Below are 20084 nucleotides of genomic sequence, written 5' to 3' on the forward strand. Positions count from 1 at the left end.
TCCGCTTACTTCGAGGCAGGCTTTTGCAGTGCGTCCAGAGCCGCCGACAGGCCCTTCAGCGAGAATTTGATGTTGACCTTCTGGCCATTCATCATCTGGACGTGCCCGGTGCCATCAGCAGCCTTGGAAAGGGCCGACACCATCTTGGCATCCAGCTTCTGCTGTGCCCAGCAGCCAGCCTGGTTGCAGTTGCGGTAGGCCAACTGCACGACCGGCTTGTCGCTTGCATCGATGCTGATGCCGGCCGGCAGATACATATTGAGCGGCACCAGCGTGGTCAGCACCAGTTCACTGGCAGGCTGCTTGGCCGCCTTCTTGTCTGTTGCGGCCGGCGTCTGCAACACCTTGGCAACCGCCAGTGTCAATATGTTCACATCCTGGTCGCCCTGCTTGACTGTCGCGATCTGCGCGACTTCGCAGCTCTCCGCTGCAGCGCCATCCGCTGCCTTGCCGTCGATGCAGCGATAGTACCAGTCGTCGAATTTCTGAACGCGTGCCTGCGGTGCTGGCTGCTGTTCGCTTGCCTGCGGAGCTGTAGCCTGAGCAGCTTCGCTGCCCGTAGTCGTGTTTGCGGCCGGAGCGGGCTGCTCCTGCGCCGCCGCCGAAAATGCAAGCAACGCCGAAGAAAGAAAAACTGCTGGAGTCAGGGTCTTGAAGGAAAGGGTCTTATTGGCGGGGGACATACGAATTACCCAAAGTCAAAGCCATTCGCTTGGGCAAGGTGTACCTTGCTCAATCGGCATATCGGTCAAAAATCAGGAAGATTCACCACAGGGTGGCGTAGCCGATCATGGGCCTGATCCGCTCAATAGCAGATTTCTAAAAAAGTACAGCAAAAAGTAGCAAGCACATAGGCAATTCACACGCTCGTTTTCAGATATGCGTGTAAAATCTACAACACCGACGTTCAGCAATTGAATAAAATTGTTGCTTGCGCTTGAACGCACCTCTCCCCAGGGCCGATCGGCGGAGCGCGCCCTACCAATCCTAGATCGTCTGGAATGATGCCAATCATTTACCTGCTTTTGCTGCTTAAGAGCGCATCACGGATTATGAGCTGCCATTCAGCGCGAATTTGAAACCCAACACCAAGCAGGCGGCTTAGTTTGAAGCGTTTCGATGGCCCAGCTCGAGAGATTCATGTATGGACGGCCTCCCTTGGTAGGGGACTTTGGTGTGACAGCGACTTGGTGGGGCACAGGCACTGTAACTATTTCCTGGTCGCGAGCGGGAAGAAAATTGGGGTAAGGATCTTCGGTAATCGGGTGCTTTTCTGGAGATGGTATTCCTGGCAGCTCGGCTCCCTGTGATAATAATATTCGGTCTTCCGATTCAAGAAGAGCGGACAGCCTTCCTCGACAGAAGGTCAATGGGCGACCTTAGCGTTACTTTAAAGAAACTGTGCAAGGATGCAGGTCTGTCTCAAATACCGGCAACCTAATGAAGTTTCGAAGAAATCCAAAGATATTGCGCGGCTTCGCGAGTTCTGTACTGAACCATACTAGCGCATTTGCTCCGGCATTATTTGCGACGATCATCGCAGTAATCGTCGTCTATGTTGCAACCAACTGGCGGTTGGAGCGATCACTAGCCGACGAACGGGCAGTCGTTGCCGGCGAACTTGCCTCCATATCATCTCGGCTTCAAACGAACCTCAACGGCAATGTGAAGCTGCTGCAAGGCCTGGCGGCAGGTATCGCCGTCAATCCGACGATGGACCAAAAAGCCTTCTCCAAACTCGCCGGGGAGATTTTGCAGCCAGATTCACAGTTGCGAAGCTTCGCCGCAGCCCCCGGCATGGTGGTCAAGTGGGTTTATCCAGAAAAACCAAACCAAAAAGCGATTGGTCTCGACTATCGAACGAACGAAAAGCAACGCGATAGCGCAATGCTGGCGCGCAATACTCATAATATTGTCCTGACGGGCCCTGTGGACCTCCTTCAAGGCGGAAGGGCTTTTGTGGTCAGATGCCCAGTTTATATCACGGACGGAACAAGCCAGATCTTCTGGGGTCTTGTTTCTGGGATTGTAGACATACCGAGGCTCTACCAAGATAGCGGTCTGGGATCCACCGATCTCGAGATTGCCATCAGCGACACACCGGAACCGACGGTGCAAAAGCAAGTTTTTCTCGGCGACCTGGATACTTTTTCGAAGAATCCGGTCGTGGCATCCGTGGATATGACTTATGGCCGATGGACACTTGCCGCAGTACCTAGGGACGGATGGGGCCAAAACAGGGGATTGGCCACTTTCGAGCTCTATGCTTGCTTATTGTCCGTGTGTGTCCTTGCACCGATTGTCTGGATAGGCTTTCTGACCAAATCACGCCAAAGAACCATCGAAAAGCTTCGCCTTCACAAGAAAAAGCTTGTTCGAGCACGGCAACGGCTCGAGCACCTGTCTTTGCACGACGCCCTGACGGGCCTTCCCAATCGCCGATTTATCGACCAGATGATCTCACAGCCGCCGAGGCCCGGTCCGAAAGATTGTCTAATACTGATTCATATCGACCTGGATCGATTTAAGGAGATCAACGACACCAAAGGACATGCCGGAGGTGATACGGTCTTACAGGCGGCGGCTTTGCGTCTTGTCAACTTGGCCGGCCCAAACGACGTGGCGGCTCGGATCGGCGGAGATGAGTTCATCTTCGCTAGCTGGAGCGCCGATCCCACGCCTAGGGCAATCGAATTGGCTCAACAGATTGTCGACACACTCAAGCTGCCCCTGTTCGTTGACGGTTTAGAGTGTGTGGTTGGAGCAAGCGTCGGCGTCGCCTGGGAGACTGAAGGTGTGCAGCAAGATCTCAGTCAGCTGCGTCTCAATGCCGATTTGGCTCTCTACGAAGCGAAGAAGAGGGGTCGGGGCCGTGCGGCCATATTCACCGAGGAGCTTCGCAGTGCTGCAATCCATACGAAGGAATTGGCGGACGAATTCAATCATGCGCTCGATCGCGATGAACTGGTTGCATTCTTCCAGCCGCAGTTTCATGCAGACACATTGGATATCGCGGGCGTCGAGACACTTGCCCGTTGGGATCACCCGCAAAAAGGTCTGCTCACCCCGGATAAATTTCTCGCCGCCGCGGAAAATTTGGGACGCTCCGGCGATATGGATCGGCTCATCCTGCAAAAGGCGCTGTTCGAGCTTACAAGATGGGACAGCTTGGGAATGCGCATCCCGCGCGTCTCGGTCAATATTTCAGCACGTCGACTGGCGCAGGCAAATCTGCTTACCGAACTGGCTGGGCTTCCTCTAGCCAAGGGTCGCCTGTGTTTTGAGCTGCTTGAAACAATCTCTTTCGACGATCTTCAACCAGCTCTCGATGAGATAATTCCGGCCGTCAAAGAGCTCGGTATTGAAATCGAGATCGATGATTTCGGCACCGGACATGCCAGTATCGTCAGTTTGCTTAGATTTGAGCCACGAAGGCTTAAAATCGATCGGGAAATTATAAAACCGATCGTCACGTCTCCATCCCAGCGCCGCCTGGTCTCCTCGATTATCGAAATCGGCCGATCGCAGAATATCGACATCGTTGCTGAAGGCGTAGAGACGATGGAGCATGCGAAGATCTTGAAAGAGCTCGGCTGCCATTTGCTGCAAGGCTACGCGCTGGCACGACCAATGTCCTCAAAGCAGTTGATCGAATTCTGTCGCACGAAGGATAAGGAACTCACGCGGGTGGGATAGCCCCGCCTATGAGGAAGACTCCAGCATATCGGCATGGCGATGGATGAGCTTCCACTCCCCTCCGCACGTCGGAAGACCTCCGTCACGCGCAGCGACATTGGAACCTCGCCGTATCAGGGCAGACTTCCTGACTTAAGCGTGCTGACCTCCTGTCCGAAAGCCCAGGTTTCCATCCGACGGGGATTGAAGGACTTCGAAACTGCTCGTGCTTTCCCCTTAGCGAGGCGCCCCCTTTTTCGAAGCGTTGACCGCCGCCGCGCCTTCGATCCTATCCCCGAGGAAGGAAAGAGTGCACGGCAGCGCCATCGATGAAAAGCGTTGCTTCCAGATATTCGTTCCGACACAAAGCCGTCAGGCGCCGGCGGTCTGCGCATGGGTCGCAAGCTGCTCCTCGTGATTGTTGAACAGCACGTGGACCGCATCGTGGCCCGTCGGCGCGTAGTTCTGCAGCGTGGCGACCACATGGGTCTCCGAACCGGTGTTGACGCTGATCTTCGTCGAATTCGCTGCAGTATCGACCTCGGCGGTCATCGACGCGACCGCGCTCGCCTCGGTCATGCCCGGATGTTCGCCGACCAGCGCATTGAGCAGGTTCGAGACATCCAGCTTGTCGCCATCTCCCTTCGGGCTGAAGTCGGTGATGACATCCGCCATGTTGAGGTTGTGCAGGGCCTTGGCATCGAGAACGAAGGTATCCGCACCAGCGCCGCCCGTCATGATGTTGCCGCCGCCGCTTGTCAGCAAATCGCTTCCGTCAGTGCCATAAAGGTGGCCGATCCCGCTGAAGTCGATCTCAGCGGATGTGCCGTCATGACCGAGCGAGAAGTCACTGGCCGAATAGTCGCCCGTGAGACCGATGGAGGCGGTGTGGGTGCCATCGGTGACGGTCAACACGCCGCCGGTCTTTGCTGCATTCTCCGCATAGGAGAAGCTGGCGGTCGCGGCCGAAATGTCGCCGAACCGCAAGGCGTCGTTGCCGTCGAGACCGGCTATCGTGCCGGTGAAGGCGGCCGCGTGGTCGATCGTGATCGTAGCCTGAGCGTCCTTGCCGAGCGTGATCGCCTCGTTGAACGAACTGCCGATTTCGAGGTTGGCATGACCGGACAACAGCACGGTGCCGGTACCGCTGACATTGCCGTCGAGCTTGACGTCGCCGCCATTCGCCCACAGCAGGCCATTATTGACGACATCGCTATGGATATGGAGACCACCTGTCCCCGTCGCCTCCAGCGTGCCGGTGTTGCTCACCGCATTGACGCCGGTGTCGATGACAAGCGCGTGGCTGCCGTCGGCAATGATCGTGCCCGCGTTGACCAGCGTCAGGTGGCCGTCGCCGATCTGGCCGGCGCCGGAGATGGTGTTGTCGACATTCGTCAACGTGACATGGTCGTCGCTGCCGAAAATGACATTGGATGCGCTATCGGACAGCGTCACCTTGCCGCCGCCGGTCAGCGTGAGACCTTGCTGGACGATTTCGAAGTCCGTCTCGCTGCCGGCCGAAGAGATATGGATGCTGCCGGTGTTGTCGAGCGTACCGCTGAAGGGCATCAGCGCACCGTCGGCAACCACCATGTCTCCGCTATTGTGCGTTACAACCGCTTCGTTGAAGAGGAAGTCGTCCGTGGTCAGCGCTGCGGCGCTGACACCTGCCAGGGTGATGGTCTCGCCATTGCCGAGCGTGATGACGGCATTGCCGGAGGCATCGCTGGACAGATGGGCCAGAACATCGGCGAAGCTGTTGAAGCCCGCAAAGCCGATCAGATCGATCTTGTCATGCGCCACATCGAAGTTGTGCACGACATCGGTGCCGATGGTGTTTGCAAAGACCAGCATGTCGCTGCCGCTCGATGCTGTCAGCGTGTCATCGCCCGACCAGGCAAAGATCGGCGAACTCTTGGCATAGGCTTCGACGTTATCGGCCACGGTGGCCATTCCGGTCGAACCATCGGGATTGGTCCAGGTCTCGGTAACGTGTACAACCACCGCACCGGTCGTCCCATCGGGCGAGGTCGCCGTCAGCAAGGACGGATTGTTCGTCACCACAGTCCAGGTGCCATCGGCATTATGCGTGCCTTCGTTGAGCACCCAACCGACCGGAAGGCCGGCGACACTCACCGTGACCGCGCCGACGTGATGTGACGGATCTGCAAGTGCAAGGTTGATGGCCTCTCCGGACGTGCCGGCAGGCTTGTTCGTATAGTTGACCGTTACTTGGGCTGCAGCTGAAATCCCGCCGTCACCATCATCGATAGAGAAAGTAACTATCCTGTTACCAGCCGTGCTGGAGCTCGAGCTATATTGAATACTCTCAAGCAATGCCGTTACTGCCGTCGGAGTAGCATTCGAATTAAATGCAATCGTCAGGCTTGATCCATTGTTCGAGTAGGAGCCAATTGTTTTGCCATTGTAAAACACACTCCCATTACTGCCATTCACGGTGAAACTTATCGGGCCTTGAGACTTGATGCTCAACTTATCCGAAGAACCTGACGAACTGATCGTGAGACTTCCATTGGCGAAATTGGCTGAGTCAACATCCGTGACAAAGGCATTCGTCGCCAAGATAATAGCGTTTGCGCCCTTTGTGTAATTGACCGACGCATTAACACCGCTCATGGAGCTACCGTTTAGGTCCACAACTGGCGCATCATTCGTCCCGTTGATCGTTACAACGATATCCTGAGAGGCTGTCCCGTCTACCGACGTCACGGTTAATTTATCCGTGACAGTCTGACCTCCAGTCAACGCCTGCACATTTGCGGCCGAACTATTGAGCGTGTAGCTCCACACGCCGCTATTCGCATCGAAACTGAATGCGCCGTATGTTCCCGACAGCGAAGACGGGGTCTGGAAATGATTCTCGCCGTGGTCGACATCGGCAACCGTAAGCGTGCCCCCAGCCGTCAATTGTCCGTTTTCGGTGACCGTGCCGGTCGCCGCGCCGGAGATCGAGGCTGCGTCATTCGTACCATTGACCGTTACGACGACATCCTTCGTAACCGTTCCACCGTGACCATCACTCAACGTTAGCATGTATGTCTGATTAATATGATCATTGGCCCCTAGCGACTGGATGGCACTGTCATTGACACTGAATGTCCAATTTACTTTGTTATTCGCATTATCAACGCTTGCCGCAAATGTGCCGTAGTAATTGCTTCCGGCAGGTACCGTGTAGCTTACGGTGTGGGTATAGGCCGTATGGACATCGTTAAACGTGATCGCCCCCGATGTCGTTTCAATACCCGGTGTTCCCGCGATCGCCTTTACCGAGACATCATCGATATTGAATGAGCCAAACGGCTGGTAAGGAGACCAGAATTTAATGACGGTGCTCGAGCCCGTTGCAACGAAGTTGACCGTATAGAGTAGGTAGGGGCTACTGCTGGAGTTAGAGTACGTATAGCTGATGGCCTGCGTTTGAGATCCTGTCGTAACATCGAAAATTGCCGCTGCCCCGCCGGGCAGACTAGTGGCAAAATCCTGCATGTAAAAGTTGAGCTGATATGTCTGTCCAGCAACCGTCGATATTGTCTGCGAAAGCGAGTTGATGGAACTGGTATTTGAGACAAGCATTGCCGACGTGGAATCAAGCCGGCCGCCATTCACATCGTAGACTGACCCGGTGAGTGACCAGTTGGTTGGATAGCTGTGAATTCCGGAGAAGTAATAACTCTGGAAACTGCCGTTCGTTATCAGCTCTGGACCTACGCTGTAAGACGCATCCTCCGTCACCGACCCCGTCGTCGTTCCCGTGCCAAACACCGGTGGGTTATCGACGCCCGTAATCGTGACGGTAACGTTGTGCGGCGTTCCGTCGGCCGAGGTGAGGGCCAGGGTATCGGTCAGCTTGGCGCCAGCCGTCAGTGCTTGAACCGCCGTGTCATTGTTGTTCAGCGCATAGGTCCAAGTTCCAGTCGCGGAACCATCATTGGTGAAGGTGAATGTCCCGTGTGCGCCCGCGATCGAGTTTGAAGACGCAGTCGTGAAGGAGCTTTGGTTTGCATCGACGTCAGAGACGACGATAGCGCCGCTGATGGGAGCAGTACTCCCCTCCAGAATGCTTCCGGTATCGCCGGTAAATGTCGGCGCATCGTTGGTGCCGTTGACCGTCACATCGACCGTCTGCGTCGTGACGCCGCCATGGCCGTCGCTGACCTGCACCGTGAAGACGTCGTGCTTCTGATCCGACGCCGTCAACGGATCGGCCTTCGACTGATCCAGAACATAGGTCCACTTGCCAGTCTGATCGACGCTCAGCGTGCCATAGGCTCCAACCTCGGAACCGGCGCTGTTGGCGCTGCTTTTCGGATCGACAACCGACCAGGTGACGGAGGTGTCGTCGACGTCGCTCGCCGTCATGGAGCCCGAGACTGTGCCCGCGCTCACTGCGACGTTGACGCCGGCTTCCGCGACCGAACCGGTTGTCGCGCCTTTGATTACGGGTGCATCATTCGAACCATTGACGGTGATGTTGACCTGCTGCGTCGCGATGCCGCCATGGCCATCCGCGACTTCGACCGTGAAGCTGTCGATCTTCTGATCGCCGAGCTGGAGCGAATCGGCCGCCTTTTCGTCGATCGTGTAGGTCCATTTGCCGGAGCCCGCATCCATCTGCAGCGTGCCGTAGGCGCCATGCACCGAGGACGCAGTCGTCTGGCCCGAGGCGATCGACCAGGTCGCGGTATCGCCATGATCGACGTCACTGCTTGCCATAATGCCCGAAACCGTCGAGGTCCCAACCGCATGACCGTTCGCATCCAGGCCCTGCTCGACGACCGAACCGCTTGTCTGGCTCGATGCCAGGATAGCAGGCGCGTCATCGGCCCCCGTGACAGTCAACTCGTAGACACCGGAGGTGACACTGCCATTGCGATCCGTCACTTCGAAGGGAATGCTGATCTTGGCGATTTCGCCGGCGCCAAGTGCGTCGAAGGCAGTACCCGGGGTCACTGTGATAGTCGAACCATCAAAGCTCAACTGCGGCACGCCGAGAGTGATGCCCTGGGGAGCAGAGATCACCGCATGCGTGGTGTCGAAGGTGAGCGCACCCGTGGCGCCTTGACCATCGGCGCCGTAGTTGAACTGAGCCGAGCCGAAAGTGAAACTATGGGTATCGTTCTCGTTCATCGCATCAGCGATGACTGGCAGCGAGGTTGCCGATGCGGCGGTCAGCGAGACGTTCGCGAGATAGGTGCCGGTGTTGTCGCTGGCAGTGCCGACCTCGACGAAGGAGATCGTATTGTCGCTGCCGTGTGCCGTCAGCGGCAGAGTTATGGTCGACATAGGCCCGGCGCCAGGTGTCGGGGTGAGCGTATCGACCAGTTCTCCATTCCACCAGACCTGGACGGCTGCGGTGCCGTTGGCGGGCGTGCCATACTCGAAGCTTAGAACGTAGCTTGCGCCATCGGTCAGACCGTGAACGGTCTGCGAGATCGCGATATTGCCCGGAGAAGCGCCGAGGTCGACCATCGGCGCGCCGTTGGACGAGGTAACGCCGTTATAGTTGCTGGCAATTTCTTCAAGGCGCACGCCGGTCTGGCCCGGCTCGGTGCCGGAAATCGTCCAGCCAGTGCCTTCGGTCGCCCAGATGAAGCCGCCGCCATTCGTCCAGGCGGACGCCGTGGCGTGGGCGAAGTCGCCGTCGACCAGAAGGTTCGAGGCAACGGCATGGCCTGCTGCGTCCTGAGCGCCGATGATGACCGGGAAGTCGTCGGAACCGTTGATCGTCACCGTCAGCGTCTGGGTGCTGGTGGCGCCGTGATTGTCGGTGATCGTGAAGGTGAACGTGTCGGTCAGCGTCTCGTTCGGGATGAGATGCTGCACGGCGGGAGCGGCATTGTTCAGGACATAGGTGTATTCACCGCTGGTGCTGTCCCAGGTCAGCGTGCCGTAGGTGCCGGCAACGCCTGCATGGCCGTCGGTAACGTCACCGACCTTGGCAACCGAAAGGACGTCCAGATGGTCGACGTCGCTGGCCCCCGCGAGAAGGCTGCCAGTCGCCGTGACTGCTGTGTCCTCGATCACCGAAGCCGCCTCGGCAACGGCGATCGGCGCATCGTTCGTGCCGATGACATTGATCGTGATCGTCGCGGAGCTTTGGACGCCGTGGGCGTCCTGAACGGTATAGTCGAAGACCTCCTTGACATGTTCGCCCTGGCTGAGGGAGTTGGTTGCATTCTTCGTGTCGTCGAGCGTGTAGCTGTAAGTGCCGTCGGCGTAGATGGTCAGTTTGCCATAGGTGCCGTCAACAACGGTCGGGTCGGAGCCCGCCACATGGGCGACGGCAGATGGCGTCGTTCCCGCACTGATGCCGACAACCGTCAGCGTATCGAACTTGTTGGTGTTCGCATCCGTTGCATGGTTGCCGTGCAGAATGAAACCTTCGACACTCTCGGTGGAGCTGTCTTCGGTTACCGGGCTCAAGGCGGTGAAGTTGTTGGCAACAGGCGCGACGTTCATTAGCTGGCTAAGCGACAGCGTACCGCCGGCACCGCCGTTTTCACCCATGAAGGTGAACTGCTCGACGTTGGTGACGGTGATCGTCTCGGTGCCATTCGTCAGCGTGTAGCTGCCGGTGCCGTCGTCGATACCAGTGTGCGTAACCGTCCAGTCGGCCCATTTGCCGGCGAGCTTCAGCGTGTCGGTGTCGCTACCCGCGGCTGCAACGGGATCGCTGTCGTTGACGACGATGTGGACATTGCCGGTGAGGCCGGTCATGTCGAACGTATCGTTGCCGTTGCCGCTGTTGACGATGATCGTGTCGGGCGCCAGCGCCGTATCGCTGACATTGCCGAAGACAACCGTGTTGCCAGCGCTGCCGCCAAGATCGAGGTACAGGTCCTCGATACCGTCGGCACGGACACTGCCACCGCCGCTGATGCCGATGGTCAGATCGGCATGATCGTCAGCCGACACGATGTTGCCGGTATCACTCAAGGCGATTTCGCCAATCGTGTAGGTGTGGCCGTTGCCATCGCCAACGATATGCAGTTCGTCGGTGTCGGTTTCCTTATCGCCAACCAGGGTCGCACCGGCATCGATACGGTCATTGCCGGAGCCCACAGTGTAGTAGATCTTGTCGCTACCGGTACCGCCGAGGATGGTGTCGTTGCCTGTGCCGGCGACGATGATGTCGTTGCCAGCGCCGCCGATCAGTGTGTCGTTGCCAGCGCCACCGAAGATGACGTCGTCACCCGCACCGCCGTCGATAGTAACGCCACCGCCGACTGCATCGCTCGTATAAGTCTTTGAGACCGCAATCAGGTCGTTGCTGTCGGTACCAACGATGTGTTCGACGCCCTGGAGCTGCAGGCCAGAGGTTGAGCGGTAGTCGAGGACGTAGCCGTTCGAGCCGGAACCCTGCAGATAGAGCGTATCGTTGCCGGCGCCGCCGTTGACGCTGTCGCCGGTGCCGGACATGTGGTCGAGCGAGACATCGATCTTAATGCCAGAACCGAGGTCGAAACTGCGCGGACCATAGGCCGCCGCATCGGCAATATCGGCAGACAGATATATCTTGTCGTTGCCGGCGCCGGCATCGATGGTGTCAGAGCCGGTGCCGGCCCTGATGATATCGTCGCCAGAGCCGCCGATGATGGTGTCGCCGTGGTTCGAACCGACCAGGGTTACGCCGGTTGCATTGCCGGCATTGGTCAGTGTCCAGCCATTGCCGCTGGCAGCCAACAGGTCGATGTTATGGCCGTTGGCATTGATCGTTGCCGTCCCGCTGTTGACGGTGTCGCTCGTTGCGGTCCAGTCGCCGGTGGCGGTGATGGCAGCGGTCGCGCCGTTCAGAACCTTGACGATGTCCTTGTCGTGAAGATCGGTGACGGTGACCGTTCCGCTGGCAGCCACGAAGGTATCGTTGCCTGCACCACCCGTGAGTGTATCGCCGGCGCCGCCGATCAGCGTGTCGTCGCCGCTGGTGCCGATGACATGCGTCATACCGGCCACATTGTCCCTGCCGACAACATGGGTTGCGCCGGCATCTGTTGCCATGTTGGCGGCAATCGTCTGCGCGCCTACCGTCTGGCTGACGTCGGACAGATTGACAGTAACGCCGGTCGAGATGGCGGAATAGTCGATCGTCTGACCTGTTACCGTGCCGGCCGCGTTCACTTCGACCGTGAAGCTGCCGCTTGCCGTATCATTGTCGCCGTCCGTCGCCGTGTAGCCAAAAGTCAGGTCGATCGCATGGCTGCCATTGGCAGCAATAGCGCCGGAATGATCGAGCGGCTGGAGGAGCGTGAACGTATACGAGCCAGAGCCTGCGGCCACAAGCGCCACGGTGAAGACGACGTTGGCCGCGTCGGCCGCCGTCGGCAGCGATCCGGTATAGGCCACCAGCAGGCTGCCGATGAAGGCGTAGGCCAGCGGCTTACCGTTCGACGACAGGCCGCTCGGACCGGTCACGTTGCTTGCGGCGGATGCGTTGCTAAAGGCGACGCTCTTTGTGCCGTCGGCGCCGAAGCTGATCGCCAGCGAGCCCGTGGCGGACGGATGCGTCGTCGCCAGGCCGTTTTCACCGACGCCGCCGATGCTCACGCTTCCGATGCTCGGAACGTCGTCCTTGAAGGTGATGACGCCAGACAGGTCCGCAGACTTGCTTGCCGTATCGCCGTCGCCATCCGTCACCGTCACCACCGCGCTCAGGGAACCGGTTGCAAGGTTCAGGTGGTCGACCGGGTTGTTGTTGACGATGTCCTTCAATGCGACGTTTTCGGTGACGCTGAGTGCGCCGCTGCCGGAGTCCATGGAGATCGTGAAGGCAATGTGCGTCTTGCCGTCGGAGCCGGTGTAGACGCCGTTGACCGTCCCTGCCGACTGTTGCTGCAGCGTGATCGCATGATTGTCGATAGTCGAGAGGCCAGAATTCCCATTGTTGCCGACCTGCAGGGAATAGACTTGCGAGGAAAGGCCATCGGCGCCGGCATTGACGACCGCCGTGACGATCGAATGCGTTCCGGTCGTGGCGCTGACCGGAGAGGAAGCCGTCAGGCCATGTTCGTCAACAGTGATCGCCTGGGTCTTGTCGACCGCGAAAGACGAGATGGACGGGCCGTCGTCGGTGACATCGACCGAGAAGCTCTGCGTTGTCTTCGTGGTATCGCCGTCGCCATCATGGCCGGCAACCTGGAAAGTCAGCTTGATATCCGAGAGGTTGGTTTGGCCGTTGACGTCGTCGAGCCCCTTGTAAAGCGTGAAGTTGTAGGCGCCGCCGGCGTGGCCGCTGTCCTGGGACAGGGCAACCTTGAACACCCAGCTCGACTGGTCGGCGGCGTTGCTGCCGGTATAGGCGATCAGCGTCATGCCGTCACTGCTGACCGAATAGGACAACGCATGGCCGCCGGAGCTGAGCTTGGTCGCGTCAAGTGTCTGGTTGTTGCCGTAGCTTGCGGTGAAATAGCTGCCATTCGAACGGGCAACAAAGGTAATGGCATGAGCAGCCGGGCCATCGGCGCCGAAGGCGAAATTGAGCGCAACCGCGCCGGTGCTGACGCCGGAAGGCGAGATCGTGCCCGAATTCGTGACAAGACTGTGCTCGGCAAGTGTCTTCGTTGCGACGGCGTTGCCGATCGACGGGCCGTCATCATCGAAGCGAATGCTGCTGCCGATGGAAACGGACTTGCTGACAGTGTCGCCGTCGCTATCGGTCGCGCTCAGCACTGCGGAAAGCTTGCCTGTGAGATCGACCGTATCGCCGTCCGACTTCGACGTATTCGGGTTGGCAAGCGCCATGTACTGGGCGATGCTGACCTTGCCGCTGTCATCGATGTGGATCGCAAAGGCGATCTCGCCGTCCGCGATCTTGCCGACAACCGTGCCGTTGGCGAGCTGGGAGAGCGTGATCGTCTGACCTGCCGTCGTCGTTAGGCCGGAGTCGGCGTTGTCGATATGGAGTGTCAGGCTGCTTGTCGCACCCGTCGCATCGTCGGCGCCCATCGAGACCGACGGAGAGACGATGCCATGCTGCGCGTAGACCGGCGACATATGAGAATCGTTGCCGCCCGTGATGCCGGCAAACAAACCTCTGATCGAATTACTGGCGCTGACGTCGTCATCGCCTCTGCCGCTCTCATCGATCGTGATCGAGCCCGTCAGGCCAAGACTTACCTTCGGTACGTCGTCAACGATCGTGACGTTCAGGGCACCCTTTAGCGTCACGCTGTCGCCATCACCGTCGGTCGCCTGGATGACGGAGCCGAAATCGATGGCCGAGATCGAACCATTGCCGGAGCGCAGGTCGTTGCCGGGGCCGGCGACATTGTCGAGCTGGTCGTACTGCTGGAAGGTGAAGCTGCCGTCGCCTGACAACGTCAGCGACAGGACTGGCCGGTCGAAAAGCGGATTGAAGCCGCTATGGTGATCGTTATCGACATAGCCGATGATCACATTGTTCACGACGGCATAGGAGAGCGCTTCGCCACCCGAAGTCAGATGCAGCGCGGCGAGCGTCGATGTCGCGTTGGAGGTGAAGCTGAAGCCGCCGCCGACAGCTGCGCCGTCGGCACCGAAGGAGACGGTGGACGCAACGGAGCCAGATACGGTGGCGGCAAAGCCGAGACCAATCAGAGCGGGCTGCGAGGACGATCCGTCATGCGTGCCGTCGAGCGGGCTGTTGCCCTGCGACAGGGCGTTGTAGATATCGCCTTCGTCTGCCCTCACCGAGATGGTCGTGCCGGAAGCAACCGGGACATCGTCCGTAATGGCAATCGCCAGCGAACCCTTCGCTGCATCGCCGTCGCCGTCCGTGACGGTGAAACCGAAATTCAGCGTCAAGCTATCTTCGGTGGTCGACGAGGTCGAATGAACGAGCGGCGCATCCGCGGTGAAGCTGTAGGAACCGTCCGAGCCAACCGTCAGAACTGCGACGGTGGCATGGCTGGAGGTGCCGGTGGCCGTCCAACTTGTCACGCCGTTCGTCGAAGACGACGCCCACGTCACGGATTCCTGGTGGCCGATGCCATGGCTGTCGAGATAGATCGCCTTCAGCGTCGGGAGGCTGTCCATCGACACGCTCTTGACGCCATCGGCGCCAGCGGAGAACAGGGCTCCTGCATTGCCGTTGATCGTGTTGACGTCCGCGCTGCCGCCGTCGAGGTTGCCATGTCCCTGTGCGTCGTCGTTAAGTGGCGTCGAGGTGACATCAACCTTATAGGCGATCGGTGCGTCGTCCTTGACGGTAACCGTGAGCGCGCCGCTGGCCGTATCGTTGTCCCCATCGGTAACAGTGAAGTTGAAAGTCAGATCCTGCGTATTTTCCGCAGTCTGGCTCGCGCCATGAGCAATCGGTGCACTCAGCGTGAAACTGTAGGAACCATCCGTGCCGATCGTCAGCGTCGCGACCGTCTGGCCACTGTCCTTGCCCGTCGCGACCCAGATCGTCTCGCCGCCCGCCGCTGTCGTCGGGCTGCCCCAGACGACCGACTCAACATGGGCAAAGCCGTCCTTGCCGGTATAGATGGCGCTGAAATCCGTCGTTGTTCCGAGCGTCACCTGATGCACGCCATCCGCGCCGCCCGTAAAGAGCGTACCGCTTGCGCCGCTGACCGTATCGGTATCAGCTACGCCGACCGTGTCGAGGTTTCCGCCCTTCAGCGCATCGTCATTCAAGGTCACGCTCGTGACGGTGACGCTGTTTGCGAGCGGCACGTCATCCGTAACATGCAAAGTCAGCGAGCCGGTCGATGTATCGTTGTCGCCATCGGTCACCGTGAAGGTGAAGGTCAGCGGCAAGCTTTCCTCCGTCGTGCCGGAGGTCGGGTGGACGAGCGGAGCACTGGTGCTGAACGCATAGGAGCCGTCAGCCTTGATCGTCAGCGTGGCGACGGTCTCGTGGTTGGCGCTGTAGGCAACCCAGGTCGTCGCACCGCCGAAGACCGTCGGCTTGCCCCAGGTCACGTCTTCCTGCTGCGCGAAACCGTTGGCATCGACGTAGATCGTCTTCAAGGCCGGTAGGCTGGACTGATCAATCGAGACGCTGGCAAAACCGTCGGCGCCGGCGCTGAACAGGGCGCCGGCAGCGCCCGACACGCTATGGGCATTGGCGTCGTTGGCGTCCAGGTTTCCGCCGGCCTGCGCATCGTCGTTGAGCGGCGAAGCGGTGTTGTCAACCGTGTGAGCAATCGGCACGTCGTCCTTGACGCCAACTGTCAGCGAGCCCGTTGCCTTGTCGCCGTCGCCATCGGTGACGGTGAAGTTGAATGTCAGGGACAGGGTCTCTTCGGCATCTTGCGAAGTCGGATGCGCGAGCGGCGCTCCGGTGGAAAACGTATAGGAGCCGTCGGCATTGATGGTCAGCGTGGCAACGGTCTGATTATGCGCGCTGCTGGCGATCCAGGTCGTGCCGCCATCGGCGACCTGGGCTTTGCTCCATGTCGCGGCTTCCTGATGCGCGACGCCATTTGCGTCGGTGTAGATCGTGGTCAGCTTCGGCAGATCCGAATGAGCGATCGCAACACTTTTGAACCCATCCGCCCCCATATTGAACAGGCTGCCGACGTTGCCGCTTACGCTTTTATTTTCATCGGTCTGGTCGGGATTACCGCCTGTCAACATATCGTCGTTGACGAGATGCTCAGCCGTGACAGTGTTAGCGACCGGAAGATTGTCGGCGACGTTGAGCGTCAGAGAACCCGTCGCCTTGTCTCCATCACCGTCGGTGACTTCGAAGCCGATCTTGAAGTTCTCGTTGTCGGAGCCCTTGGCATCGGCAAACGCGCCCGATTGGACATAGGTATAGCTGCCGTCGGCATGGACGGTCAGCGTGAAGATGATGTGGCCGGAATCCTTGCCGGTCGCGGTGTAGATCGTGTCGCCGGAGGCGTCCCTCAAGGTGCTGTAGGATAGGCTTTCCTTGTGAGCAACGCCGTTTTCATCAATGTTGATCGCCTTGAGACCGGTTGGATTGGTGAAGGTCAGTCGCGCGAAGCCATCGGCGCCGGTCGTAAACAGGCTGCCCGCTGCGCCGCTGACGGCGTCGCTCTTGGCGCCATCCGGCGGTGTCGAGCCTTCGCTCGGCTGCTCGACAAGCAGCTGGACGGGGAGCGGATTCGCCCCCGAGGAGGTCGACGTAGTGTCATGGAGGCTGCCCGGTTCGACCGTCACATTGTTGGCGGCCGGAAGGCTGTCGGCGACGTTAAGCGTCAGCGAGCCTGTCGCCTTGTCGCCATCGCCGTCGGTGACTTCAAAGGAGATCTTGAAATTCTCGTTGTCGGAGCCCTTGGCATCGGCGAATGCACCGGATTGCACGTAGGTATAGCTGCCGTCGGCACCGACGGTCAGAGTGAAGAGAACCTGGCCCGACTCCTTGCCGGTTGCGGTGTAGATGGTGTTGCCCAGATTGTCCGTCGTGGTGCTATAGGACAGGCCTTCCTTGTGAGCCACACCGTTGGCATCGATGTAGATGCCCTTGAGGCCGGTCGGATCCGTGAAGGTGACTTGCTGAAAGCCGTCGGCGCCGGCCGTAAACAGGCTGCCCGATCCGCCGCTAACGCTGTCGGCGGCACCTTCCGACGGCGACGACCCCTCGCTCGGCTCGACGAGTGGACGGAGCGGCATCTGCTCGGTCGGTGTCGTGTCGTAAAGGCTACCCGTGCCGACCGTGACGTCGCTGGCGACAGGCTTGTCGTCGGCGACAGTGACGGTGAAGCTGTTCGTGGCGGTATCGCCATCGGAATCGGTGGCCGTGTAGCCGAAGGCCAGCGTGATGGCGTCCGAGCCCTTGGCGTCGTCGAGCGACTGAACCAGACTGAAGTTATAATGACCGTTGTCGGTGTCGGAAACCGTCGCATAGAAAACGATGTTCGAACCGATCGCACCCTTTGCATCTACGACAGCCGTCGGAGCAACATCACCGGTGTAACCGACCAGCGTACCGTCAGCGAGCAGTGCCGTGTGAACGGCAAGACCGTGTGAGCTGAGCGTACCGTTGTTCTCACCCGTCGCCGCAACCGTGGCATCGGTGAAGGCAACCGAGCGGTCGCCGGCGCCACCCTGATTGGTGTTGGCGTTGTCGGCGCCCCAGGAGATGTTGAGCGAGCCAGTGGTGATGACATCGCTTTCGACATGCGGGTTCTCGTTGCCGCTTGCCAGCGCACCTTCGGTGACCGAGCCCGCATCGCCGGTCGATGCGACAGGCTTGTCGTCGGCGACAGTGACGGTGAAGCTGTTCGTGGCGGTATCGCCATCGGAATCGGTGGCCGTGTAGCCGAAGGTCAGCGTGATGGCGTCCGAGCCCTTGGCGTCGTCGAGCGACTGAACCAGACTGAAGTTATAATGACCGTTGTCGGTGTCGGAAACCGTCGCATAGAAAACGATGTTCGAACCGATCGCACCCTTTGCATCTACGACAGCCGTCGGAGCAACATCACCGGTGTAACCGACCAGCGTACCGTCAGCGAGCAGTGCCGTGTGAACGGCAAGACCGTGTGAGCTGAGCGTACCGTTGTTCTCACCCGTCGCCGCAACGGTGGCATCGGTAAAGGCAACCGAGCGGTCGCCGGCTCCGCCCTTGTCGGTGTTGGCGTTGTCAGCACCCCAGGAGATGTTGAGCGAGCCGGTGGTCGTCGCAGCGCCAGTATCATGGGTCAGAGCTGCGTTGCCGACAGCCAGAGCGCCTTCGGTGACCGAGCCCGCCTCACCGGTTGCTGCGATAGGCTTGTCATCAGTGACGGTGATGGTGAAGCTATTCGTCGCCGTATCACCATCGGAATCGGTGGCCGTATAGCCGAAGGTCAGGGTGATCGCGTCGGAACCCTTGGCATCATCGAGCGACTGGATCAGCGTGAAGTTATAGTGACCATTGTCGGTGTCCGAGACCGTGGCGTAGAAGACGACGTTGGGCGCGGAGGTTGCCGTCGGAGCCGCCTCACCGGTGTAACCAACCAGCGTACCATTGGCCAAAATTGCCGTGTGCACGGCCAGGCCATGCGAGGTCAGCGTACCATTGTCCTCACCCGTCGCCGCCACTGTGGCATTGGTAAAGGCGACCGAGCGATCGCCGAGACCGCCCTTGTTGGTGTTGGCGCTGTCAGCGCCCCAGGAGATATTGAGCGAGCCGGTGGCCGTCGCGGCGCCAGTATCATGGGTCAGGGCTGCGTTGCCGGCAGCCAGCACCGCTTCGGTGACCGAGCCCGCCGTACCGACGGCCGCAACCGGCACGCTATCGGTGATGTCGACGCTCGCGACAGCTGAAACCGTGTGGCCGCTCGTGTCGGAGACCGTGTAGCGAAATTGCAGTTCAAGCACATCGCTGGCCGAATTGGCACCGCGTGGATGGTCGAGGGCAGCCAGCTGGGTGAAGGTATACTCGCCGGTCGAGGCGTTGAATACCAGCGTGAAGACCGTGACGCCATTGGCAATGCCGGTGACTGTCTGGCCGTTTTGGGTGGCAACAACCGCAACTCCGCCGGAGGTCAAACCGGATAGCTGCTGCGTGCCGCTGCCGGTGATTTCTGCTTCGCCGACCAGCGTGACGGTGGTGATCGAGGCATTGTTGCCGCCGAAGCCGAAACGGCCGGTGCTGCTTGCAGTGAGGAAGGCGCCAGTGCTGCTGCCGCGCTCGACCAGTGAGGCAGTTTCCGTCGCCTGCGGATCGATGAAGGGAACTCGGGTCTGGGTGCCGGAGAGATTGCCGCCGTTCCCGCCACCGATTAAGTCACCAGGACCGAGAAGGCCGATCAGATTCAGCGGCGTGCGCGGATTCCCAGCCTGGCTGTCCGTGAACTGGTGGCCGGAGTCCGTGCTATTGCCGGCGTGAACCGAACCATCGGGACCTTCAGCGACATTGATGCCCTGCTGCTGTAATGCCGCCACGACGGCCTGCTGCGGCAGCGTCACTTCCCCGATTAGGAAGGTCGGAACATGCAGAGCACCGTTGATGATGACAATGCGCGTTCCATCGGCCTGGATGAGAACAAGGTTGCGTCCCTCGACATGGATGTCGTCGATAGACGTGTTCGGCGGCAGATGGACGACGTTGCCCTGATCCGGCACGATCTGGATCGGCGCCGAGGCGGGAGCATTTTGCGGCTCGTTCGCGGCTAGTCGCCCCGTCTTGCCATTCGCCTGTTGCTCCTCGGCTTGTGCCACCTCGAATGCAGCGACATCAGCATTCTGCGCCAACGGCAGCGAATAATCGGCGCCGATATCGGCTGCAATGCCCTCGTCCCGACCGCTTGATGCGAAATCATGCGAAGCAGCTTCGTGGTCTACGGTCGAAATGCGCAAGTCGTCCATGGGTCTGGCTCCCGGTGTCTCTCAATTTGCCGCAATCAATTACGGGAGCGGGATGATTGCAATACTTCGTTAACCTCATCGATATAGCCGGTTATGCAGCACTGCAGAATTATTTTACCGATGGTTAACTTAACCAAAGAACAAGT

3 protein-coding genes are annotated in these 20084 nt (G+C 59.4%); 1 reads left to right on the forward strand and 2 read right to left on the reverse strand.

Features of this window, described 5'->3' with window-relative positions:
* Nucleotides 1–5: 5 nt before the first annotated feature.
* On the reverse strand, nt 6–683 hold the full coding sequence (locus AC13RM_RS11925; RefSeq protein ID WP_488555048.1) for an invasion associated locus B family protein: 678 nt from the start codon (nt 681–683) through the stop codon (nt 6–8).
* 757 nt (nt 684–1440) lie between these two features.
* Between AC13RM_RS11925 and AC13RM_RS11930 the strand changes: the two genes are divergently transcribed.
* On the forward strand, nt 1441–3696 hold the full coding sequence (locus tag AC13RM_RS11930; protein WP_488555049.1) for a bifunctional diguanylate cyclase/phosphodiesterase: 2256 nt from the start codon (nt 1441–1443) through the stop codon (nt 3694–3696).
* A gap of 351 nt (nt 3697–4047) precedes the next feature.
* Here AC13RM_RS11930 and AC13RM_RS11935 read toward each other — a convergent pair whose 3' ends face one another.
* Nucleotides 4048–19938, reverse strand: coding sequence for a beta strand repeat-containing protein (locus AC13RM_RS11935; protein WP_488555050.1), 15891 nt, complete (start codon nt 19936–19938; stop codon nt 4048–4050).
* Nucleotides 19939–20084 lie beyond the last annotated feature (146 nt).

It is taken from the genome of Martinezella sp. CNPSo 3732, from assembly GCF_057784515.1.